This is a genomic window from Lamprobacter sp. (assembly GCF_034860625.1).
Taxonomy (GTDB): domain Bacteria; phylum Pseudomonadota; class Gammaproteobacteria; order Chromatiales; family Chromatiaceae; genus Lamprobacter.
Genome location: NZ_JAYESN010000072.1, coordinates 1 through 22,302, shown reverse-complemented (window position 1 = coordinate 22,302; position 22,302 = coordinate 1). Strand labels below are relative to the sequence as shown.

Annotated in this window: 19 protein-coding genes; 15 read left to right on the top strand and 4 right to left on the bottom strand. The window is 61.6% G+C overall.

What is annotated here, in order from left to right; translation table 11 throughout:
- The coding region (locus VBE63_RS17055; protein ID WP_323684222.1) for an AAA-like domain-containing protein at positions 1-1,290 on the bottom strand (1,290 nt) is incomplete at its 3' end.
- Between the two features lie 371 nt (positions 1,291-1,661).
- Here VBE63_RS17055 and VBE63_RS17050 point away from each other — a divergent pair.
- The 3 genes from VBE63_RS17050 (at position 1,662) to VBE63_RS17040 (ending at position 5,184) form a co-directional block, all read left to right on the top strand.
- The gene (locus tag VBE63_RS17050) at positions 1,662-2,636 is read left to right on the top strand and encodes an alpha/beta fold hydrolase (RefSeq protein WP_323684221.1); all 975 of its coding nucleotides are present in this window, start codon (positions 1,662-1,664) and stop codon (positions 2,634-2,636) included.
- A gap of 93 nt (positions 2,637-2,729) precedes the next feature.
- Positions 2,730-3,464 (top strand): TIGR02206 family membrane protein, encoded by a 735-nt coding sequence (locus tag VBE63_RS17045; RefSeq protein WP_323684220.1) that lies wholly within the window; start codon positions 2,730-2,732, stop codon positions 3,462-3,464.
- A 34-nt stretch (positions 3,465-3,498) separates the two neighbouring features.
- Positions 3,499-5,184 (top strand): BspA family leucine-rich repeat surface protein, encoded by a 1,686-nt coding sequence (locus VBE63_RS17040; RefSeq protein ID WP_323684219.1) that lies wholly within the window; start codon positions 3,499-3,501, stop codon positions 5,182-5,184.
- 76 nt (positions 5,185-5,260) lie between these two features.
- On the opposite strand, the gene speA is transcribed toward VBE63_RS17040, so the two are convergent.
- Complete coding sequence (speA, locus tag VBE63_RS17035; protein ID WP_323684218.1) at positions 5,261-7,246, bottom strand: biosynthetic arginine decarboxylase; 1,986 nt, start codon at positions 7,244-7,246, stop codon at positions 5,261-5,263.
- A gap of 289 nt (positions 7,247-7,535) precedes the next feature.
- Here speA and VBE63_RS17030 point away from each other — a divergent pair, with 289 nt between their 5' ends.
- The 6 genes from VBE63_RS17030 (at position 7,536) to VBE63_RS17005 (ending at position 15,571) form a co-directional block, all read left to right on the top strand.
- Positions 7,536-8,537: a MoxR family ATPase gene (locus VBE63_RS17030; protein WP_323684217.1), complete on the top strand. Its 1,002-nt coding sequence runs from the start codon at positions 7,536-7,538 to the stop codon at positions 8,535-8,537.
- A gap of 97 nt (positions 8,538-8,634) precedes the next feature.
- Positions 8,635-9,654 carry a DUF58 domain-containing protein gene (locus VBE63_RS17025; RefSeq protein ID WP_323684216.1) on the top strand — a complete coding sequence of 340 codons (1,020 nt, stop codon included), beginning with the start codon at positions 8,635-8,637 and terminating at the stop codon, positions 9,652-9,654.
- Between the two features lie 2 nt (positions 9,655-9,656).
- On the top strand, positions 9,657-10,247 hold the full coding sequence (locus VBE63_RS17020; protein WP_323684215.1) for a DUF4381 domain-containing protein: 591 nt from the start codon (positions 9,657-9,659) through the stop codon (positions 10,245-10,247).
- Positions 10,247-11,281: a VWA domain-containing protein gene (locus VBE63_RS17015; RefSeq protein ID WP_323684214.1), complete on the top strand. Its 1,035-nt coding sequence runs from the start codon at positions 10,247-10,249 to the stop codon at positions 11,279-11,281. Before VBE63_RS17020 ends, VBE63_RS17015 begins: the two co-directional genes overlap by 1 nt.
- Positions 11,282-11,390: 109 nt before the next feature.
- Positions 11,391-13,307, top strand: a complete 1,917-nt coding sequence (locus tag VBE63_RS17010) for a VWA domain-containing protein (protein WP_323684213.1) — start codon at positions 11,391-11,393, stop codon at positions 13,305-13,307.
- A gap of 257 nt (positions 13,308-13,564) precedes the next feature.
- Positions 13,565-15,571 carry a BatD family protein gene (locus VBE63_RS17005; RefSeq protein ID WP_323684212.1) on the top strand — a complete coding sequence of 669 codons (2,007 nt, stop codon included), beginning with the start codon at positions 13,565-13,567 and terminating at the stop codon, positions 15,569-15,571.
- An 11-nt stretch (positions 15,572-15,582) separates the two neighbouring features.
- On the opposite strand, the gene VBE63_RS17000 is transcribed toward VBE63_RS17005, so the two are convergent.
- Positions 15,583-16,848 (bottom strand): S1C family serine protease, encoded by a 1,266-nt coding sequence (locus VBE63_RS17000; RefSeq protein ID WP_323684211.1) that lies wholly within the window; start codon positions 16,846-16,848, stop codon positions 15,583-15,585.
- Positions 16,849-16,937: 89 nt separating this feature from the next.
- On the opposite strand from VBE63_RS17000, the gene VBE63_RS16995 reads away from it, so the two are divergent.
- From VBE63_RS16995 to VBE63_RS16970, 6 genes are all read left to right on the top strand, one after another.
- Positions 16,938-17,690 (top strand): Nif3-like dinuclear metal center hexameric protein, encoded by a 753-nt coding sequence (locus VBE63_RS16995; RefSeq protein ID WP_323684210.1) that lies wholly within the window; start codon positions 16,938-16,940, stop codon positions 17,688-17,690.
- Positions 17,691-17,980: 290 nt separating this feature from the next.
- Entirely contained in the window at positions 17,981-18,580 is a 600-nt protein-coding gene (petA, locus tag VBE63_RS16990) for a ubiquinol-cytochrome c reductase iron-sulfur subunit (protein ID WP_323684209.1), read from the top strand.
- Positions 18,580-19,839, top strand: a complete 1,260-nt coding sequence (locus VBE63_RS16985) for a cytochrome b (protein WP_323684208.1) — start codon at positions 18,580-18,582, stop codon at positions 19,837-19,839. Before petA ends, VBE63_RS16985 begins: the two co-directional genes overlap by 1 nt.
- Positions 19,836-20,576, top strand: a complete 741-nt coding sequence (locus tag VBE63_RS16980) for a cytochrome c1 (protein WP_323684207.1) — start codon at positions 19,836-19,838, stop codon at positions 20,574-20,576. The genes VBE63_RS16985 and VBE63_RS16980 overlap by 4 nt, the downstream gene beginning before the upstream one ends.
- Before the next feature lie 330 nt (positions 20,577-20,906).
- The gene (locus VBE63_RS16975) at positions 20,907-21,512 is read left to right on the top strand and encodes a glutathione S-transferase N-terminal domain-containing protein (RefSeq protein WP_323684206.1); all 606 of its coding nucleotides are present in this window, start codon (positions 20,907-20,909) and stop codon (positions 21,510-21,512) included.
- A gap of 16 nt (positions 21,513-21,528) precedes the next feature.
- Positions 21,529-21,954 carry a ClpXP protease specificity-enhancing factor gene (locus VBE63_RS16970; RefSeq protein WP_323684205.1) on the top strand — a complete coding sequence of 142 codons (426 nt, stop codon included), beginning with the start codon at positions 21,529-21,531 and terminating at the stop codon, positions 21,952-21,954.
- Between the two features lie 72 nt (positions 21,955-22,026).
- Here VBE63_RS16970 and VBE63_RS16965 read toward each other — a convergent pair.
- The coding region (locus VBE63_RS16965) for a DUF3301 domain-containing protein (protein ID WP_323684204.1) at positions 22,027-22,302 on the bottom strand (276 nt) is incomplete at its 5' end.

Below are 22,302 nucleotides of genomic sequence, written 5' to 3'. Positions count from 1 at the left end.
GCCGCCGCCGTTGACGACCCGGTGCAGAAAGGCCATCAGCACCAGATGCGGGGCGATCTCATGATAGGGGGCGCTCTTCAACAGCGGCTCGCCGTGCTGGCGCCAGAAGTCGAGAAAGGCCGCCAACAGCCGCTGCGGATCGAGCTGGCCTTGGTCATCGAGCCAGGTCGGGCTGATCTGCGGCAGGGAATCCTGCGGGCCGAGGGCCAACATGCGCGGCAAGACTTCTCGATAGATCGGATTGGCAATCACCAGGCCACCGCCAACCGCTCGACGTAGCAATCCGAGATCGATCAGATAGTCACGATCGTCCAGGGGCACGCTGTCGAGCGACTCGCCGGCCAGCATCGGCTCAATGATGCCTCGCACCCGCTCCTCACGCAGCTTATCGGCCAGCTGATCGAGATGGGTCACACGATTGAAGATCAGATACTCCTTGGCCGCGTCGATCATTGCCGCATCGATTGGACGCGTGCGATCGCGCCCCTCGGGCGAGCGGAAACAGGCCTGATAGGCCAGTGCATTGACCAGCCAGGGCTGACCTTGGGTGAGCGTCCAGACCTGCTGCAGCGCCTCCGGGGTGAAGACCTGACCGGTTTCTTGAGTGTGTTCTTGCAGCAGGGTGCGGGTTTCCGCCGCGCTGAAATCGCCCAAGCGCAGGGACTCAGCCTTGATATTGAAGGCGCTGCCGCCGGTGATCGGCGCCGCCTCGGAGCGGGCATGGATGCGATAGTCGCGCAGATCGCGCACGCCGCAGAGGATGACTGTGTTGGGAAAGGCCTGCGGACGCTGGGGATAGCCAGCCCGCAGTTGGCGCAGCAGCGCGATGAGGGTGTCGCCGATCAGGGCGTCGACCTCGTCGAGCAGCAGCACCACGGGGGTCTGGCTGTTGGCGCTCCAGGCTTCGAGCAGGCCGGCGAGTACGCCATCGATGCCGCGCGCTTGCCAGGCTTGCTCGGTCCAGTCGTGCAGGCGCTCATCGCCGATGTAGAGACGGGCAGCGGCCTCGATGGTGCCGCAGATCGTGCGCATGCCGCGGGCGACATCCTCGCGCGCGGTCTGCGCCCCTTCGAGATTCGCGTACACCGCTTGGTAACGGCCATCCTGGTTCAGATGCGCCATCAGCGACAGCAAGCAGGAGGTCTTGCCGGTCTGGCGCGGGGCGTGGAGCAGGAAATATTTCTGCTGCTCAATCAGCGCGAGCACCTGCTCCAGATCCCAGCGCGTGAGCGGCGGCAGGAGATAATGCATCTCGGCCCGCACCGGCCCCTCGGTATTAAAAAACCGCATCGCACACAGCTCCTATTGACAGCGTCCGAGCGTTCAACCTAAAAAGAGCATTTCAACCGCAGATGACGCAGATTACCGCAGAGATTTCAATACATTGCAGCCGTTCATTGCTTTACCTGCTGGGTGGCCTTGTTAAACCTGCTAAGACCTTGTTTTATATTATTTTAATCTGTGAAAACCTGCGTCGTCTGCGGTTTATAGCTTCAAGAGTAGCACGCCCAGCTAAGCCTGCGCGGTCAGACTCACCGCAGGCTGTGGGCTCAGGGCGATACACTACCACCCCAGCCAATCGTCCAGACTCAGCCGCAGGCGCTGCGAGCAGCGGCGGTCAATGCGCTGAAGACCATCAGCACGATGAGGTGCAGCGGCAGGTGACCAAGCTGATCAAGCCAGTCGAATCAGCGCGAACGTTTCTCAACGGCGCCGATCCGTGCTCGGGACTTGCCGACCCGTTTGCTGCACTCGCCGAGCAAGGCTTCCGCGCGCTGCGCATCGGCGGCCGAGAGGCCGATCTGCCGCCGCGAAGCCTGCTGCTGCATGGGTTCACCGGCTTGGCCGAGGATTGGCGTCACTGCTGGCCGACGACAGCGTTGAGATCGAAGCGAAAGCCAGGGCCAGAACTGGAGATCGAGCCAGCGCCGAAGCAGAAGCCAGGGCCAGCGTCAGAGCCAAGGCCAGAGCCAAGGCCAGAGCCGGCCTTGGCCATCGATCTGCCGGGGCATGGTGGCAGCGTCGCGCCCGAAGGCGCCTTCGATGAAGCGCTGCACCGGTTGCTCGCGGTCTTGCCAGCCTCGATCGATCGGGTCGTCGGCTATTCGCTCGGCGGTCGTCTGGCACTCGGCCTGCTGCGGCTGGCACCACAGCGTTTCCGCACCGCGATCATCCTCTCGGCGCATCCTGGTTTGGCTGATCCGCAAGCGCGGACGAGCCGCCGGGCCGCCGATCAACGCTGGATCGAACGGCTCGAGCAACAGGGCATCGCGGCCTTCGTCGAGGCCTGGGAGGCCTTGCCGCTGTTGGCGACGCAGAGTTTGGTGCCCGCGTCACGCCTGGCACGGCAACGCGAACAACGCCTGAGTCAATCCGCAACCGGGCTTGCGGCCTCGTTATCTGTGCATGGGCTCGCCGAGATGCCGAACATGCGCGAGACCATCATCCAGTATCCCGGCGAGTTGCACTGGGTCGCCGGTGCCGAGGATGCGAAGTTCAGCGCCTTGGCCTGCGAAGTCGAACGCTGGCGGCCATCGCTGCGGTTGCATCTGCTGCCCGGCGTCGGTCATAACCCCCTGCTCGAGGCGCCTGAGCCGCTGCGGACCATCATGCTTCCAAAGCTCGCGAGCACATAAGGCGCTTGTAGCCTGATCTGCATCTGTCTTGCGCGTCTGCTCGCTCAAATGGCTCGGATGTTTCTTCCATGGCTTGCAAGGTCGGAGTCTCAGTTGCATTACCCTGCACCTTTCGTCCTGTTCGATACTGCGCATCTGCTCGCGCTCGCCTTGGTGGCCCTGGTTGGGGGCGCTTTACCGCTGGCCGCCCGGCGCTGGCTATCCCTGTCCTGGCAAGTGCATCTCGGGCAACTTCTGGGACTGATGTTACTGGTGCAGGAAATCGTCGGCATCTGGCTACGCACGCAGTATTACGGCGAGCCCTGGACGAGGGTCCTGCCCTTGCATCTCTGTGGTCTCGCCGTGCTGCTAACCGCCTGGACCTTGCTCTGGCGCCACTATCGCGCCTATGAGATCGTCTATTTTTGGGCCTGGGGCGGCGCCCTGCAGGCCTTGCTGACACCAGACCTGCGGGATGGGTTTCCCGATCCCCGCTGGATCAGCTTCTTCATTGGGCATGGGCTGATCCTGATCGGGGTGCTCTACGCGACGCTAGTGTATCGCTTTCGCCCCTGGCCGATCTCGATCCTCAAATCGCTTGCCAGTCTAGCGCTGGCGGCCCTGCTGATCGCCCCACTCAACCTGCTGCTCGACGCAAATTATCTGTTCCTCTCGCAGAAACCGCAGCAGGCCTCGCTGATGGATCTGCTTGGTCCCTGGCCCTGGTACTTAGGCTCGCTTGCGCTCCTGGCGCTGCTTTCCAGCCTCGTGTTCTATCTGCCGTTTCTGATTCGCGATTGGCGCGCACGGAGAACATCAGGTACTATTGAGAAGCGTTCACTTAGCTAATATAGAATTTAAAATTCGTTTTGAGGGAATACTGATGAGCAAAGAGCGTATTTTTGTAGACACCGCGATGCAACACCTGGCTGATGGTGCCGAATTGTCGGCGGCTTTATCCGATATTTTTGCTCGGATCTTGAGTCGTCAGTTGACTGTGGATAAAGATACCGAGCACGTTGAATATAGTAATGCTTTTGGTAATTTACTATCTGTTTTCACTTTTGTTGCAACTGCTGATCCTAATCAGCGGCCTAATTCACCATTTGATTATGGAGAGCGTGTTACAGAAGCCAAGGAATACGCAGAGCAAGAAATCTTAAATCCATCGGAATCTATTGATTACTTGATCGTCACTGAAGAGCAGTTGCGTCATGCAGTAAATGATAGTAGCTATACTATTGAGCATGAAGGGATTTTGTATACTTTTGGAGACTCGGAATACAATATTGACACATCTCAAGTGACTAATATGTCAAGGCTTTTTTATGGAATTAGTGGTTTTGACGAAGATATTGGTTATTGGGATACTTCAAGCGTTACTGATATGTACTGGATGTTCGGTAGTGCTTCATCGTTTAATCAGGATATTAGTCAATGGGATACGTCAAATGTCAATGATATGAGCTGGATGTTCAGTAGAGCGACTTCATTTAATCAAAATATCGGTCAGTGGGACACCTCGAATGTCGTTGACATGAATCGAATTTTTAGCAACGCTTCATCCTTCAACCAGGATATCAGTCAGTGGGACACTTCGAGTCTTACTGATATGGGCTCGATGTTCAATAGTGCAGCATCGTTCAATCAGGATATCAGTCAGTGGGATACATCAAAGGTGACTGATATGAGCTGGATGTTCAGTAGGGCGGCTTCTTTTAATCAAGACATTGGTCAATGGGATACTTTGAGAGTCACCGATATGGGTCGAATGTTTAGCAATGCTCAGTCATTCAACCAAGACCTTGGTCAATGGAACACTTCGAGTGTAACTGATATGGGCTCGATGTTTAATAGCGCTTCATCATTTGATCAAGATATTGGCCAGTGGGATACTTCCAGCGTGACGGATATGAGTTCGATGTTCAGTAGTGCTTTATCGTTCAATCAGGATATCAGTCAGTGGGATACGTCAAAGGTGACTGATATGAGCTGGATGTTCAGCAGGGCGGCTTCATTCAATCAAGACATTGGTCAATGGGATACTTCGAGAGTCACCGATATGGGTCGAATGTTTAGCAATGCTTCGTCATTCAATCAGGATATCAGTCAGTGGGATACTTCGAGGGTAACAGATGTGAGTTCGATGTTTAGCAGTGCCTCACTGTTTAATCAAGATATCGGTCAATGGGACACATCAAAAGTCGTTGACATGAATGCTATGTTTAGTAATGCTTCGTCGTTTAACCAGGATATCAGTCAGTGGGATACGTCAAAGGTGACTGATATGAGCTGGATGTTCAACAGAGCGGCTTTGTTTAATCAAGATATCGGTCAATGGGACACATCGAGAGTCAACGATATGAGTTGGATGTTTAGCAATGCCTCTGAATTTAATCAAGATTTATCAGATTGGTTCGTAGCACAAATTGCACAAGAACCGGAAAACTTCTCTCAGAACTCACCGCTAAACGATAACCCTGATTTTCATCCTCGTTGGGGTGAATTGATTTCTGAACTATCTCTAATGTTAGAGCATCAAAATATTGAATTATTAGGCATAATGTAGCGTTGACGATTTTTTCATCAATCGGCGCCTGAAACTAACATAATGCAAGGACCACAGCGCGCTACTAGGTCGATGCCTACAACCGCCCGAGATAGGTGTAACCATAGAGTCCGGCCTTGAGTTCGGAGTAGAACTGCTCGCGCGTCTCGCGCGCGAGCACGGCGCCGTCGAGGCGGCGACGGTACTGGGCGAGCAGCGCCCGCGGCTCGAAATGCACCCTGGCCAAGAGTTCATCGGCCGAATCACCATGCTCGAGTTCGAGCAGGCGCCAGCCCTCGGGCTGGTCATCGTCGATCTCGATCGCGACGGCATCGGTGTCGCCGAACAGGTTGTGCATGTCGCCCAGGATCTCCTGATAGGCGCCGACCAGGAAGAAGCCGAGCAGGTAGGTCTCGCGTTGCGGATCGAACGCATGCACCGGCAAGCTCGCCTCGATGCCGTCCTGATCGACATAGTGGGCGATGCAGCCGTCGGAGTCGCAGGTCAGGTCATGGATCACGCCGCGCTCGGTCGGTGCCTCGTCGAGCCGCTGCAAAGGGCAGATCGGGAAGATCTGATCGATGGCCCAGACATCGGGCAGCGATTGGAACAGCGAGAAGTTGCAGAACAGCTTGTCGGCGAGCAGGGCGTCGATCTGCTCGAGCACCGCGCGCTGGCGGCGATTGGCGTGCGAGAGACGCGGGCGCAGCGTGCGACAGCAGGCGATGAACAGCTCATCGGCGCGCGCTCGGGCGATCAATCCATGCGCGCCGAGCTGGCCAGCGGCGAAACGCTGGCGCAGCGCTTGGACTGCGGCGGCGGCGGCCTCATGGACGGCCAGCGCCGGGGCCTCGGTGGCCTCGCGCAGTGCGCGCTCGAGGCGCTCGAGTTCGGATTCGAGGGCGTCGGTGGTGGTTGCAACCTCGTGAGCGGGCAGCGTATCAGGCTGCGGGTCTGCCCCTGTGACTGGTCGCGATGCGGCAGGATCGAGCTGCCGGTGCGCTCCAACGTCCGCACCCTCATCGCTGGCCCGCTCGCGATCGGCGACATCGGTGATCAGCACCGCATGATGGGCGCTCAGCGCGCGCCCGGATTCGGTGATCAGGTCCGGCTCGGGCAGTGCATGCTCGGCGCAGAGCGAGCCGATGGTCGAGACGATGGCCTCGGCGTAGTCCTCGGCGCGATAGTTCATCGAGCAGTAGGCGCGGGTGTGGCTGCCCTCGTAGTCGACGCCGAGTCCGCCGCCGAGATCGAGGATGTGCGGCGCGGCGCCGAGCGCATGCAGCGCGGCGTAGAATTGGCCCAGCTCGGCGACGCCGGCGCGGATGTCCTCGAGGCTTGGGATCTGCGAGCCCAGATGCGCGTGCAGCAACCGCAGCCAGGGCAGCCGATCGACGGCGCGCAGGCGCTCGACCAGCGCCAGCAGCTGGCTCGCCGAGAGGCCGAATTTGGCCTTGTCGCCGCCGCTGTTCTGCCAGTTGCCAGCGGCCGCGGCGGCGAGGCGGATGCGCACGCCGATGGCCGGCTCGACCCCGAGCCGCTCGGCCTCTTCTAGCACCAGATCAAGCTCCGAAGGCTTCTCGATGACGATATGGACCGCGAGCCCGAGGCGACGGCCGATCAGCGCCAGGCGGATGTATTCGCGGTCTTTGTAGCCATTGCAGATGACGGGCTGGCCGGGTGGTACGAGTGCCAGCACCGCCATCAGCTCCGGCTTGCTGCCGGCCTCGAGCCCAAGCCCGCCGGCGCTGAGCAAGGCTCGCACCACGCTGCGCTGCTGGTTGACCTTGATCGGGTAGACCGGCCGATATTGGCCTTGGTAGTCGTGCGCAGCGATGGCCGCGGCAAAGGCGCCTTGGAGCCGATGCACGCGATGACGCAGGATGTCGTCGAAGCGCACCAGCACCGGCAACGAGAGCCCGGCATCGCGAAGCCTGTCGGCGAGCTGGACAAGATCGATGCGCGTCTCGGAACCGGGATGGGGGCGGGCGCAGAGATGGCCGTCTGGGCCGATCTCGAAATAGCCCTCGCTCCAGCGCTCGATGGCGTAGATGAGGTCGCAGCGGGGGTCAACGGGCGCCATGGTCAAGCTCCAAGAGTTCAAGCAGAGGTCAAGCGCTCATGCGTTTGGGCGCACCGGTTTGGGCGCACTGATGGTATCACCCTGCGACTGAATGTCGATGTTATGGCAGAGTGCGATTCAGCGCTTTAAGCCGGTGCCTGAGGCCCCGTCTTAAGCGGCCATCTTAAGCGGGCGCCTCAAGCACAATCTTAACGGTTGGTAATCTTCGGTTACGTTGCTGGTAAGGGCTGAGCCCGTATGCTTGCGTACCCATGGGTCTCAACACGATTGCGCAACAGGAGAACAGGCGATGGCGATGAGCGATGGTGTAACCGCTGAACAAAGCGCGGCGCAGCAGGCGTTTGCGCAGGTCCGCACCGATCTGCGCGGGCGCATCGTCGGCCAGGATGCGTTGATCGAGCGGTTGCTGATCGCGCTGCTCGCGGATGGCCATCTGCTGGTCGAGGGTGCGCCGGGGCTGGCCAAGACCACCGCGATCAAGGAGCTGGCCCTGCGCCTCGAGGGCGATTTCCAGCGCGTCCAGTTCACCCCGGACCTGCTGCCTGGCGACTTGACCGGCACCGATATCTATCGGCCCGAGACTGGCGAGTTCCAGTTCCAGCGCGGGCCGTTGTTCCATCATCTGGTGCTGGCCGATGAGGTCAATCGTGCGCCGGCCAAGGTCCAGTCGGCCCTGCTCGAGGCGATGGGTGAGCGTCAGATCACGGTTGGCGTGCAAACCTATCCGCTGCCGGAGCCGTTCTTGGTGATGGCGACCCAGAACCCGATCGAGCAGGAAGGCACCTATCCGCTGCCGGAGGCGCAGTTGGATCGCTTCTTGATGCAGGTTCGCGTCGGCTATCCAGACCCGAGGACCGAGCGCAGCATCCTTGAGATCGCGCGCGCCGAGGCGCGTGGGCAGCTGCGTCAGCGGGTCAGCACGGCGCCGGTCATCCGTCGTGAGCAGGTGTTTGCGGCCCGCGCCGAGGTGATGGCGTTGCATATGGCGGACAATCTCGAGGAATACCTGGTGCAGCTGGTGCTGGCGACCCGTGATCCCTCGCCCTATGACCCAGGGCTGGCGCGTATGGTCGATTACGGCGCAAGCCCTCGCGCGACGATTGCGCTGGACCGCTGCGCCCGCGCCCGTGCCTGGCTGCGAGGTGCTGACTATGTGACGCCGGATGATTGCCATGCGGTTGCCTATGATGTGCTACGCCATCGCGTCCTGCTCAGCTACGCCGCCGAAACCGAAGGCTTGACCACGGATGCGCTAGTGGCGCAGCTAATCCGACGGGTGCCGATGGTTTGAATGATGAAGCGTGAATTTGAAGGGCGAAAGGTAAAGTTGGCTCGGCGGGGCGCTATGAGCCTTAGCTGGATTTGACTAGGCATTGGGAGTCATAAGGGTGAGCCTTAGCGACGATGAGCGTGTTTATCGTGTCGATGCCGATGAGCTGGTGGCCTTGCGGTCTTCCGGGGAGCGGTTGCGCCCAGCGTGCATCCAGAGCGCGCGCTCGGCTTTGGCTGGCGCGCATCGCTCGCGCTTTCATGGGCGCGGGATGGACTATCGCGAGTCGCGCCACTATCAGCCGGGCGACGATATCCGCAATATGGACTGGCGCATCACCGCCCGCAGCGGCCATGCGCATGTGAAGGTCTTCGATGAGGAGCGCGAGCGGCCGGTCGTGGTCCTGGTCGACTTTGGCACGAGCATGTCGTTTGCCTCGCAAGGGGTCTTCAAGTCGGTACAGGCTGCGCGTCTGGCGGCCTTGATTGGTTGGTCCGCGATCAGCCATGGCGACCGCATCGGGGCGCTGCTGTTTACCGATGCCGCCCAGGCTGGACAGCATGCGGAGCTGTCGCCGGCAGGCGGGCGCCGTGGTCAGATGCGCCTGATCCGGGCCTTGGCTCAGGCCGGGGCGCCGGAGGTGAGCTGGAGCGGTCAGGCCAACAGCGGCAGCGGTCTAACGGCTGCGCTGCTGCGGCTACGCCGGGTGGCACGGCCTGGTAGCCTGGTGTTTCTGCTCTCGGATTTCTATAGCGCCGACACCGACACTAAGCACCATCTCAGCCGTTTGGCTCAACATAGCGATGTCAATGCGATCCAGCTGCTTGATCCGCTTGAGCTAGCCCCACCGCCGCCGGGTCGGTATGGGATCAGCGACGGGCGGCGACGCGCGATGATCGATACCCGCTCGCCTGGCGAGCGCGAGCGTTATGCTCGCGAGCTTGCACGCCATCACCAAGGCGTTCGTCAGCTCACGGTTGAGAATGGCATTGGTCTGCTGCAGTGCTTGACTACCGATGATCCGGCAGCACGCTTGGCTCAGCTGCTGGCCGGACCTGATGGCCTTCGCGGCGCGCTGGATGCCCAAGCCGAGCCGATCGGCTGGTCGGCTGGGGGCCTCTTGGCTGGAGGCATTTGATCATGGCGCGCGAAGGTAGCGATGTCGCAACAGCCGCGCCGGCGCAAGCAGCGCAATCCGCCGATCCTGGCGAGGCGATGCAGGCGCAGGTTGCCGCTCCGGCCGCGAATCCCGCCGAGCAGCTAGGCGCAAGTCTCGACCTGCGCGATATTCACCTGCCTGCTGAGCCGGGATTTTGGCCGCCAGCGCCCGGTTGGTGGCTGTTGTTCGCACTGTTATTGGCGGTGATGCTCTGGCTCGGACGGCTGGGCTGGACGCAGTACCGAGGATGGCGCCGGCGGCAGCACATTCTGGCTGAGCTCGATCGCTTGGAAGGCTCGGGATTGCGTGGACCAGCCCTGGTCGCGGCGCTGTCGGCCTTGCTCAAGCGGGTCGCGCTGAGCCGTTACCCGCGCACCGAGGTAGCGGCCTTGACCGGTGAGGCCTGGCTGACGTTTCTCGATCGCAGTGGCGGTGATGGCCGCTTTACTGGAGGCCCTGGCCGAGTGCTGGCGGAGGGCGCCTATGCCCCGCCAGCAGAGGTCTTCAGCAAAGAGGCTGATACCCAAGCGCTGAGGGTCGTTGTCCGCGACTGGCTGCGGAGGAACAGTTGATGGCGGGATTGATTCCGGGACTCGAGATCAATCTGGCTTGGCCCTGGCTGCTGCTGGCATTGCCACTGCCTTGGCTGGTGCGTCTTGGTCTGCCGCGCGCTGAGGCGGCGGCCCCCTCGGCCCTGAGAGTGCCCTTTTATCGCCTGCTCAGCAGAGGTCAAGATCATGCCCTGGCGGTGCCGCGGCGCTGGACGCTGCTGCTGGCGCTGCTGGCCTGGCTATTGTTGGTGCTTGCTGCTGCCCGTCCGCAGTGGCTGGGTGAGCCGGTGGCCTTGCCGATGGCCGGTCGCGATCTGATGTTGGCGGTCGATATCTCGGGATCTATGACCGAAGAGGATATGGTGATCGGTGGGCAGTGGGTCGATCGGCTGATGGCGGTCAAGGCGGTTGCCGGCGACTTCATCGAACGCCGCGAGGGTGATCGCGTCGGTCTCATCCTATTTGGCCAACAAGCTTACATGCAAACACCGCTGACCTTCGATCGCGCAACGGCACGCACGCTGCTGTTCGAATCGGCGGTCGGTCTAGCCGGGCGCGAGACCGCGATCGGTGACGCCATTGGGCTTGCGGTGAAGCGCTTACGGGATCAGCCAACCGAGGAGCGAGTGCTGGTGCTCTTGACCGATGGTGCTAACACAGCCGGCAGCATCGCACCATTGAAGGCGGCGGAGTTGGCGGAAGAGGCTGGAGTGCGGATATACAGCATCGGCATTGGCTCTGATCCGCGCGCCGGTTTTGGCGCCTTTGGCCTGAGCATGGGTCGCAACCCGATCGACGAGGCGACCTTGTCGGCGATTGCTGAGCGCACCGGTGGACGCTATTTCCGGGCGCGCGATGTGCGCGAGCTGCAAGGCATCTACGCGGTGCTCGATGAGCTGGAGCCGGTCGAGTCCGATCAACAGAGGTTTCGGCCAGTTGGCGAGCTCTTTGTCTGGCCGCTAGGTGCCGCGCTGCTGCTGACGGCTCTGCTGGCGATTGGTCCTGTTGGCCTGATCGAAGCTATTCAGCAGGCACTGACGCGGCGTCAGGGCTAGCAGGATGGGTGCGAGGTGGGTTGTCAACCGGATCGCTCGCTCGGCGCTACCGCCTGGGGTCAACGGATTGCGGGCGACTGATCGAGATTTGCGTTAGGGAGTCGTTTTCATGAGCTTCATGAGCGAGTTTCATTTCATTGAGCCACTGTGGTTTCTGGCCATGATCCCGCTCGGGCTACTGCTGTGGCTTGGCTGGCGTGCCGAGGCTGGGGTCTCGGCCTGGCGTCGCGTCATCGATCCGCGCTTGCTGAGGGTTTTGACGATCGGCAGTGCCGGACCCGGCAGCCGGCTGCCCCTGATGCTATTGGCCGTTGGTTGGCTGATCGCGGTGGTGGCATTGGCCAACCCGACCTTCGAGCGGCAGCCGGTGCCGGCCTTCCGCAGCGATGCGGCGCGGGTCGTGGTGCTGGACCTATCGCGCTCGATGTTGGCCGCGGATCTCAGTCCATCGCGTCTGGAGCGGGCGCGCTATAAGATCGCCGACATCCTCAGTCGAAGCGCCGATGGTCAGGTTGGGCTGGTGGTCTATGCGGGCGACGCCTTTGCCGTCTCGCCCCTGACCGATGATGCGGAAACCATTCGCGCCATGCTGGAGGCATTGAGTCCGCAGATCATGCCGGTTCAGGGGAGTCGCCCAGACCGAGGCATTGAGCTCGGCCTTGACCTGCTGCGCCAAGCCGGCGCGCGCAACGGCGAGATCATCCTGCTGACCGACGATGCGGGCGGCGCAAGCGCGCTGGCAATGGCCGAGCAGTTGACTGATGCCGGACATGCGCTTGCGGTGATCGGTGTTGGCACTGCGGAGGGTGCGCCGGTACCAGGTGTCACGACCTCAACGGGTCCGGTGATGAGCCGATTGGATATCCCGGCACTGGAACAACTGGCGGATGCTGGAGCGGGTCGCTATGCAACGCTCAGCAGCAGCGATCATGATCTCGATCAGGTGCTCAACGATCCGAGTGCCCGCCCGCGTGCGCTGGCTGAAGCTGACCCCCTGTTGGCTGAGCGTTGGAACGAGCTTGGCCCTTGGGTGGCAGTACTGTTGCTGCCATTGGCCGCGCTCGCATTTCGGCGTGGCTGGCTGATGGCGCTGCTGCTTGTGCTGGGACCGGGAACGCTGATGCTGCCGCAGCCAGCATGGGCCTTCGGCTGGCCGGACCTCTGGCAGCGCCAAGATCAACAAGCGGCGCAAGCCTTTGCGGCGGGTGAGCTGGAGCAGGCACGGGCCTTGGCGAAGGCTCCGGCGCGGGCGGGCAGCGCCGCCTATCGGCTCGGGGATTACCAGGATGCGGCCGCGCGTTTTGGCGCCGGCGATGCGGCCGTCGATCACTATAATCGTGCTAATGCGCTGGCCCGCAGTGGCGAGCTAGAGGCCGCTTTAGCCGCTTACGATGAGGCGCTAGCACGCGACCCGACATTGGCGGACGCAGCCTATAACCGCGAGCAGGTCGAGGCCGCGCTGCGAGAGCAGGCACAACAGCCTCATCAGCCTCATCAGCCTGATGCGGATTCGGCGGCCGATCAGCAAGACGGGCAACCGGGCTCCGATGGTCGCTCGGCAGCAGATCAGGCTTCAGCCGATCAGCCGGCGAGCGAGAGTGCAGCTGAGTCTCAGGCAAGCCCCTCCGCGGCTGGGTCCGATACGACGGGTGACCCAACGGGCGCCGATGACTCAAAGGGTGCCAATGCGAGCCAGGACCCGACACCGCCTGCGGATGAGACGGCAGCGGAGAGGAGTGCGCGCACTGAGCAAGCGGCTGCCGATTACCAGGATGAGGCGGCAAGCGCGCAGTCTGCACAGGGTGACGCTGCCCGCGATCAAGTCTCCGCGGACAGTCAAGAGCCTTCCCTAGCGGATGCCAGTGCGACGCTAGACACCGAGCAGCGCGAGGCGCGCCAAGCCGCGGATCAGTGGCTGCGGCGCATCCCGGATGATCCAGCCGAGCTGCTGCGACGAAAATTCCTCTATCAGTATCAGACCCGGCAGGGCGCGACGGACCTGCCCGCTTCCGGACAGCCCTGGTGATGGTGATGAATGCTTTGCACTGCGATCGACCCGCCTGCTCCGCCTCTGCTGACATCTGCGGCAGGCTCGGCATGCTCTGGCCGCAAGCGCCAGTCTGGTTCTTGCCCAAGGGTCTTCAGCGGACCCAGCGAGCAGCCGTTACCGAGGCCAAACAACCGCTTGGTAAGGCAGAGGTTAAATCAAAGCTCGGGAAGGGATGGGCTGCTGGCCTTGCCGCCATCGCTCGCCCCTTGTTGAGCTCCAAATCGAGCCCCTCGTTGAGCCCCTTATCGAAGCCCTTATCGAGCACCCTCTTGAGCCTACTGCGTTGGCTGCTGGTGGTCAGCCTGCTCATCCCCAGTCTGGGGCTAGCCGCCGAAGCGCGCGCGGTGCTCAACCAGAGCCAGGTCTACGAGGGTGACCCGGTGTTGTTGACGATCGAGGTTGCAGAGCGCACCTTTGGCCAGGAGCCCGACCTGAGCGTCTTGGATGATGATTTTGATGTAGGTGGCGTCAGCACCTCGCAGCAGATGCAATTCATCAACGGTCAGCGCTCCGATAAGACCAGCTGGCAGGTGGCTTTGCGTCCGAAGCGCTTAGGTCGTCTGAGTATTCCGGCGATTCAGGTCGGCTCGGCGACGACCGCGCCGCTGAGTCTGTTGGTTGAGGCGGTGCCCGAGGGCGGTCTGGGAGCTCCTGGGGATCTGGTTTGGCTTGAGGTGGAGGTCGGTGCTGACCCCAGGGGAGCGGCCGATGGGGGGCTTGAGCAAGGCACTGCACCAGGTCCTGATCAAGACGCGGACTCGGCTTCGGAAAAGCTCGTCGTGCAGCAGCAGGTGCCGCTGGTCGTGCGTGCCTACAGCGCTCGACCCTTGCTCGACTATGCCATCGAGATGCCGCCGATCGAGGGAGCGGTGCTGAATCAGATTGGCCGCGACCAAGGCAGCCTGACGATGCGTGCTGGCCAGCAGTATCGGGTCATTGAGCGGCGCTATACCCTGAATCCAGAGCGCAGTGGAGCCCTACGCATCCCTCCGATCCTCTTCGAGGCCGAGCTTCAGGGCAACGCGAGCCGCCGGCCCGGCTCACTGGCGATGCCTGGTATGCCAGATCTGTTTGATGATCCAAGGTTGGAGCGCATGCTGGGCGGCCTGAACCTTGGCTCACCAGGCTCGCTGTTCGAGCGCGGCGAGCTAGCGCGCGCCCAGTCGCAGGCGCTGACCTTGGAGGTGGCGCCAAGCGGTGAGGGCTTCAGCGGTGAGCACTGGCTACCGGCAACGGCGCTGGAGGTGACTGACTCCTGGAATCCAGCGGATGGTGGCGAGGTGCCGCGACTTGTGGTTGGTGAGCCGGCGACCCGGACCCTGACCCTGACCGCGCGAGGGCTAGCGGGCAATCAGATTCCTGAGCTTGAGGTTCCGGCGCCGCCCGGCTTCCGCGCTTATCCGGGGAGAACCGAGTCCGAGACGCGCAGTGATGGCGAGAACCTGATCGGCATCAGCCGCCAGCAACTGACCCTGATCCCGACCCAGGGGGGTGCGGTTGAGCTACCGAGCATCGAGGTGCCTTGGTGGGACATCCAAGCCGATCAGGAGCGCAGGGCGAGGGTTCCGGCACGCGTGCTGGATGTGGCTGGGGCGGTTGCTGCTGCCACACCCAAGGCGTCAGCGCTGACAGCAGCGGAGGCCGACGCAGCGCGACAAACACGGCCTACGGGGGCTTCAGGCGCTGCCGCGGGGCTGGCGGACTCTGTGGAGGTTATTGAGGCTTCTGAGGGGTCAGCTGCTGTTGCGGGTTGGAAGCGAGGTCTCGGCAGCCTGGTCAGCCTGATCGCAACCCTGCTCTTGAGCGCGGGCGGTATCGTCTTCCTGTGGCGTCGGCAGCGGTTCTCGCTGAGGCGGGCGCCGACTGGCGAGTCACAGGGTCCGCAACAGAGCCAGGTCGAGGACAAGCCAGCAGTCCAGGCGCGCCGTGCCCGCGATGCGCTGCGTGGCGCCTGTGAGCGCGATGACCCGCAGGCGGCGGCCACCGCTTTACTCGCCTGGGCCGGCTCGCTCTGGTCCGAAGATCCGCCGCGTGGCTTGGGCGCCTTGGCCGATCGAGCCGAGCGCGGTAGCGCGGAAATCCGCGCCCTTGAGCGCGCGCTCTATGGGTCGGTCAAGGGACAGCCTATTTGGCGCGGAGAGGCCTTGTGGGCAGCGGTCAAGAGGGGGCTGGCTGGCCCCGCCGAGCCTGCACGCACGCAGGCTGATCAGCTTGCGCCCTTGTATCCCGGTCAACCTTGAGGCCGCGGACCTCAGCAGTCGCCACCAGGGGGTGGGCAGGGCTGCTCCTGATGCCAATGGCGGTTGACGTCGATTCGGGCCTGATGATGGAGACCATTAGCATTGCTCGGCTTGGGTTGAGTATGGACTCTCGCGGCGTGATCACCGGCGATCCATTCAGCGGTACGAACGCTGATCGTGAGGCGTTCACTGCCCCGCCACAGCACGAGCGGCACCTCGCGCTCGGTTGCGGTGGCCGTGATCAGTTCCCGAAGCTGCGCAGCATCCGCGATCTCGGTGCCCGCGAAGGCGGTAATCACGTCGCCAACACGCAGCCCGGCGGCTTCCGCTGGGCCGTTCTCGACCAGGCTCGACACCAGTACCCCGCTCGAGGCACGCAGCCCGAAGCGCTGCTCGAGCTCCTGGGTGACGCTGCGGCCGCCTAGCCCGATCCAGCTCCGGTCGACATGACCCTGTTTGGCGATCGACTCGGCCACTCGCATCACCAGGGTGGATGGAATGGCAAAACCAACGCCTTCGGCATGGCCACTTTCGCTCAGCCCGGCGGTCGCGATACCGACTAACCGGCCGTTGCTGTCAACGAGGGCGCCCCCTGAATTGCCAGGATTGATGGCGGCGTCAGTCTGGATGAAGTCTTCGATCTCGGTGAGGCCGAGGCGTGAGCGGCCGGTGGCGGAGACGATGCCGAGGCTGACGGTGTGGCCGATGCCATAAGGATTGCCGATCGCCAGGACCACATCGCCGACGCGCAGCTTGCTTGGATCACCGAGGGAGATCGGCGCTAGGCCCGGCAGCGGGACTCGTAGCACGGCGAGATCGGTGGCATCATCGATACCCAGCAGCTCAGCGGAAAGGCTTCGACCATCGACAAACTCGACCCTGATCTCGTCGCGATCACGCACGACGTGGCCGTTTGTGACAATCAACCCTTGGCTGGCAATCACCACCCCGGAGCCAACGCTGGTCTGAGCCCGACCAGGTTGCGCGCCAAGGAGGCTTGCGGCCTGCATCTCAGTCCTGGGCGGCCCGCTGAGCCGAGATCCATGACCGTCGGCGCCCGTCGCAAGGATCTTGACGACGGCGGGTACGGCTGCGGCAACGGCATCCGCGAAGCCAGGAGCTGAGGGCGAGCTGGCGACCGGGCTAGCATCCTGCGCCTGTTGGCTGGGTTCAGGTACCCCCTTGATCGATGGCAGCTGATCGAGCGCATACACAACGGCGGCTCCGGCCGTGAAGCCAACCAGGGTTAGTGCGATACTGTGGGTTCTCGGACGCATCCGACTCAGCTACCTGGGCTCTGGAGGGATCGCATGTCGACCCATCTCGGCCGCATCTTACCGCTACAGCTGCCTTGCAATAAACCACGATGACCTCTGCTGTCGAGCTTGCCGACCACTGCAACCTGTTGCTCGGGGTCGAGCGTTTCAGTGACTATTGCCCGAATGGGCTACAGGTTGAAGGTAGGCGCCCGATCCGTCGTCTGCTAACCGGCGTCACCGCCTGTCAGCGCTTGATGGATGCCGCCATTGAGGCAGAAGCGGATGCCCTCTTGGTGCATCACGGGTTCTTCTGGAAGGGCGAGGCAGCACCGCTGACCGGGGTGAAAGGGCGACGTATTCGCGCGCTGATGCGGGCCGACATCAGCCTGTTGGCCTATCATCTCCCGTTAGATGCGCATCCACAGCTCGGCAACAATCGGCAGCTTGGGCTGCGGCTCGGGCTGGTCGATGCGCAGCCGAGTGCGGACGCCGATGAACTGCTCTGGTCGGGCGCCCTGGCCGCGCCGATGACTGGCGCCCGGTTTGCCGAGCAGGTCGGTCAAGCGCTTGGGCGCGAACCTTTGCACATTGCTGTGGTCGACCGTCCCTTGCATCGCGTTGCCTGGTGTACGGGTGCGGCGCAGAATGCGATTGAGCGAGCGGCCGCACTGGGAGTGGATTGTTATCTGAGTGGCGAGGTTTCGGAGCAGACTGTGCATCTGGCGCGGGAGCTCGGGATCGATTACCTCGCGGCGGGTCACCACGCCACTGAGCGGTACGGCGTGCAGGCCCTTGGCGCCGAGTTGGCTGGGATCTTCGGGATCGAGCACCAGTTCGTCGAGATCGAGAATCCCGTTTAGCCAATGCCCCTGAAGCCGATCTGAGGGTCGCTAAATCCATGTGTCTTGCCGGTTTTTGACCTTTGTCGTGGTTTCTTTGGGCGTCGTCGGCTTAAATAGAGCCTTCAGATCGATCGCTCTAAAACCCTGATCAGTGGGGTGCTTTTCTTGACCTAGGTTGGCCGCTTCATGGAGAATGCGCGGTCGGTTATGCAAAGCTTAGCGATATTCTTATTTTCATCATCAGACTGTTCGACCGTCTCGTCGCGCGGGAGGTCGTTCATCGAGCCTAGCGAGGGGTCGACATACGCATGAACGAACAAGGCACGGATAAGAGCCGCAGGCGCATCCTCGTCGCCGCAACGAGCGCAGTCGGTGCCGTCGGCGTCGGCTTTGTGGCCGTCCCATTCATCTCCTCCATGAACCCGAGCGCCAAAGCGCGTGCCGCGGGTGCCCCGGTCGAGGCGGATGTGAGCAAGCTGGAACCCGGCGCGCTGCTGCGCGTCAAATTCCGCGGGCAGCCGATCTGGGTGGTGAATCGCACCGACCAGATGATCGAGTCGCTGCCAACGCTGGACTCCAAGTTGGTCGATCCAGGCTCCGAGCTTGCGACGCAACAGCCGGAGTACTGCCAGAACCCACTGCGATCGATCAAGCCGCGTTACTTCGTCGCGATCGGTATCTGTACCCATCTTGGGTGCTCGCCGACCTATCGCCCCGAGGTGGCACCGGATGATCTCGGCGCCGACTGGAAGGGTGGTTGGTTCTGCCCTTGCCATGGGTCGAAGTTCGACCTGGCAGGTCGGGTCTACAAAGGGGTTCCGGCGCCGACGAATCTCGTCATCCCGAAACATACCTACTTGAACGAATCCACCATCCTTATCGGTGAGGATGAAGCAGGAGCCGCCTGATGAGCGTTGAGACGGTCGATACAGCGCCGAGAGGATTTCTCGGTTGGCTGGATAAACGTTTTCCGGTCATGCACGTTTGGAACGAGCATCTGGCCGAATACTATGCACCTAAGAACATGGGGCTTTGGTCGATTTTTGGCTCGTTGGCCCTGGTCGTGCTGATCATCCAGATCGTCAGCGGTCTGTGGCTGGCGATGGCCTACAAGCCTTCCGCCGCCGAGGCCTTTGCCTCGGTCGAGTACATCATGCGGGATGTCAACTGGGGCTGGCTGTTGCGGTACATCCACTCCACCGGCGCCTCTTTCTTCTTCATCCTGGTCTACCTGCACATGTTCCGCGGACTGATGTGGGGCTCGTACAAGAACCCCCGTGAGCTGCTCTGGATCATCGGTGTGGTGATCTACCTGGCGATGATGGCGACCGCGTTCTTTGGCTATCTCTTGCCTTGGGGGCAGATGTCGTACTGGGGCGCGCAGGTGATCGTAAACCTGTTTGCGGCCGTGCCAGAAGTGGGTGCGGATCTCTCAACCTGGGTGCGTGGCGACTACGTCATCTCGGATGTGACTCTGAACCGCTTCTTCGCCTTCCACTTCGTCATCCCCTTCCTGCTCGTGGCGTTGGTGTTTCTGCATATCGTCGCCTTGCATCGGGTCGGCTCGACCAACCCTGATGGTGTCGAGATCAAGAAGGGGCCGAAAGGCAACAAGTGGGACTCGACCAAGCCAGCCGATGGTATTCCTTTCCATCCGTACTACACGGTCAAGGACATCATGGGTTTGACGGTCTTCCTGGCGATCTTCTCGCTGGTGGTCTTCTATGCGCCAGACATGGGCGGTCTCTTCCTAGAGGCGCCAAACTTCCAGCCAGCTGATCCGCTGAAGACTCCTGAGCATATTGCACCGGTCTGGTATTTCACGCCTTACTACGCCATGTTGCGCGCCGTCCCACCAATTGGTGGCTCACAGTTCCCAGGCGTGGTGGTGATGTTCGGAGCCATCCTGATCATGTTCCTCCTGCCTTGGCTGGATCGCAGCCCGGTTCGGTCGATGCGCTATAAGGGGATACTGTCGCGCATTTTCCTAGGGGCCTTTGCGGTGTCTTTCGTCGTCTTGGCCTATCTTGGTCTGATGCCGTCAAGTGACCTCTATACCCTGCTCGCGCAAATCTTTACGGTCGTGTATTTCTCCTTCTTCTTGCTGATGCCGATCTACACGAAGCTTGAAAAGACGAAGCCGGTTCCGGAGAGGGTCACCTCATGAGAAATGCGATCTTTGCTCTGCTCCTGTTGCTTTCGCCGCTCGCCGCGATCGCTGCCAGCGGTCACGGCCCCGCGCTGCAGGACGCCAACATTGACCTGAAAGACAAGGCTTCCCTACAGCGCGGTGCCAAGTACTTCGTCAACTACTGTATGGGCTGTCACTCACTGCAGTACATGCGCTACCAGCGCATGGCTGATGACCTAGGCATCCCTGATGATGAGCTGCGTTCGAATCTGCTGTTCGGCGATACCAAGCCGGCTGACATGATGACCAATGCGCTGCGGTCGAGCGACGGCGAGAAGTGGTTCGGCACCGAGATCCCGGATCTCACCTTGGTGACACGTTGGCGTTCGCCGGATTGGGTCTATAGCTACCTGAAGGCGTATTACGTTGACGAATCGAGGCCTTACGGGGTCAACAACCTGGTGTTCCAGGACGTTGGCATGCCACATCCGTTCGCGCATCTTCAAGGTGTGCAGGCACCGGTCTATGCTGGTGGGCATGGCCACGGCGAGGGCGATGGCCATGTGATCGGCGTCAAACTGGTCGAGCCTGGGCTCATGACGCCGGCCGAGTACGATCTGATGGTCAGGGATTTGACCAACTTCCTGACCTATGCCGGTGAGCCCTCAAAGCTCGAACGTCGGCAGCTTGGTCTGTATGTGCTGTTGTTCCTTGGCCTGATGTTCATCCTGTCCTTCTACATGAAGCGCGAGTTCTGGAAGGACGTGCACTGATGGCCCACTGATCACTGACTGATCGTCCAAGGTGCGCGATAGGGTGATTCCGCCCTGTCAGCACCGATCGGGTCTTCGCCGATCAGGCAACGCCTGCGAACAGCGATCAACAGCTTCGGCTGCGGGTCGCTGTTCGCGTTTCCAACCTACCGCACCCCAACCCTTGAATTTCGGTGTATGCTTCTCTCTTGGTGCCAGTCTCTGGGGAGAGCGGCGCCTTGTCATTATGACCCCGGTAACCATTTGTAGCCTGCTTCTGTGCTCCCCGTCGTGCAGCGGTAAGCTCTTCGTCAGGAAACAGAGCCAGTGGCTGGCAACAGACGATCGACCATGACGCTCTTCTCTGATCCCAGGTGTCCGTACTGCCACCGTGTTCGGATGGTGATTGCGGAAAAGCGGATCAACATCGAGATTGTCGATGTAGATGCCCATGCGCTCCCAGATGAGCTTATGGACTGTAATCCGTATGGCACGGTTCCAACCTTGGTCGATCGCGAACTGCGGCTTTACGAGTCGCTGATCGTCATGGAATATCTGGACGAACGCTTTCCGCATCCGCCTTTGCTGCCGGTCGATCCGGTTGGTCGGGCGAATGCGCGGCTGTTTATCTATCGCGTCGATCGCGATTGGTACGATCGGATGCGGATCATCCGCATGGGCGAGACCGCGGCTGCGGATCAGGCCCGCAAGGAGCTTGTCGACAGCCTCGTCGCGGTGGCGCCGATCTTTGCCGCGAATCGTTTTTTCATGAGCGATGAATTTTCCCTTGTCGATTGCTGCGTCGCGCCACTGCTGTGGCGATTGCCAGTGCTCGAGCTTGAGCTGCCTGCAGCCGCCAGCCCGGTGACCGAGTATGCGGCACGCATCTTTGAATGGCCATCCTTTCGCACCAGCCTGACCGAGGCCGAGCGCGAGATGGTCACCGGCCTAACCTAGACGCTAGGAGCTGCCGATGACGTCCAGCCGTCCTTATCTGATTCGCGCCCTCTACGAATGGATCGCGGACAACGATTTTACCCCGCATCTACTGGTGGACGCTGAAAAGCCTGGAGTGGTTGTGCCACGTGGCTATGTTGCCGATGGACGCATCGTACTGAATGTGGCCGCAAGCGCGGTTCAGAGCTTGGTGCTTGGCAACGAGGCGATCTTATTTTCGGCGCGTTTTGGAGGCCAGTCCTTCCCGGTCGAAGTCCCGGTGCCAGCCGTGCTTGGCATCTACGCACGGGAAAATGGCCAGGGTATGTTGTTTCCAGAGCAGGATGACGCTGCATCATCGCCCGCGGATGAAGAAGGCACCGAGCAATCCGAGGATGACAAAGGCCCGACTGAGGGGCCAGGCGACAAGGCCAAGCGACCTGCGCTTCGAGTCGTCAAGTAGCTAGGCTTGCTCGCTTACGCGAGCCGGTGGCGCACCTTCACCTCAGCTGAGCGGTGTGGTTGCGTCTGCTGATCAGGCGTCGTCACTCCGCTGCGGCAGCCCAAGGCTCAGGTCGATCAGATCAAGCCCAACCAGCACCAAGTAACCGGTGCGTCGCCCGACGCCTCCCTCGCTGAACTCGAAACGATAGACGCGCCGCAGGCGCAGGCCTTGCGCTTGCCAGCGTAGGCCCAGCCGACGCAGTGCAACGGCTTGATCCAGCAGTTGCACGCCCCGCTCTTCGCAGGCCCGTTGCGCAAGGCCGACCGCCAGCTCGCGCGCACGCGCGCCATCCAGCCAGAGCCAGCC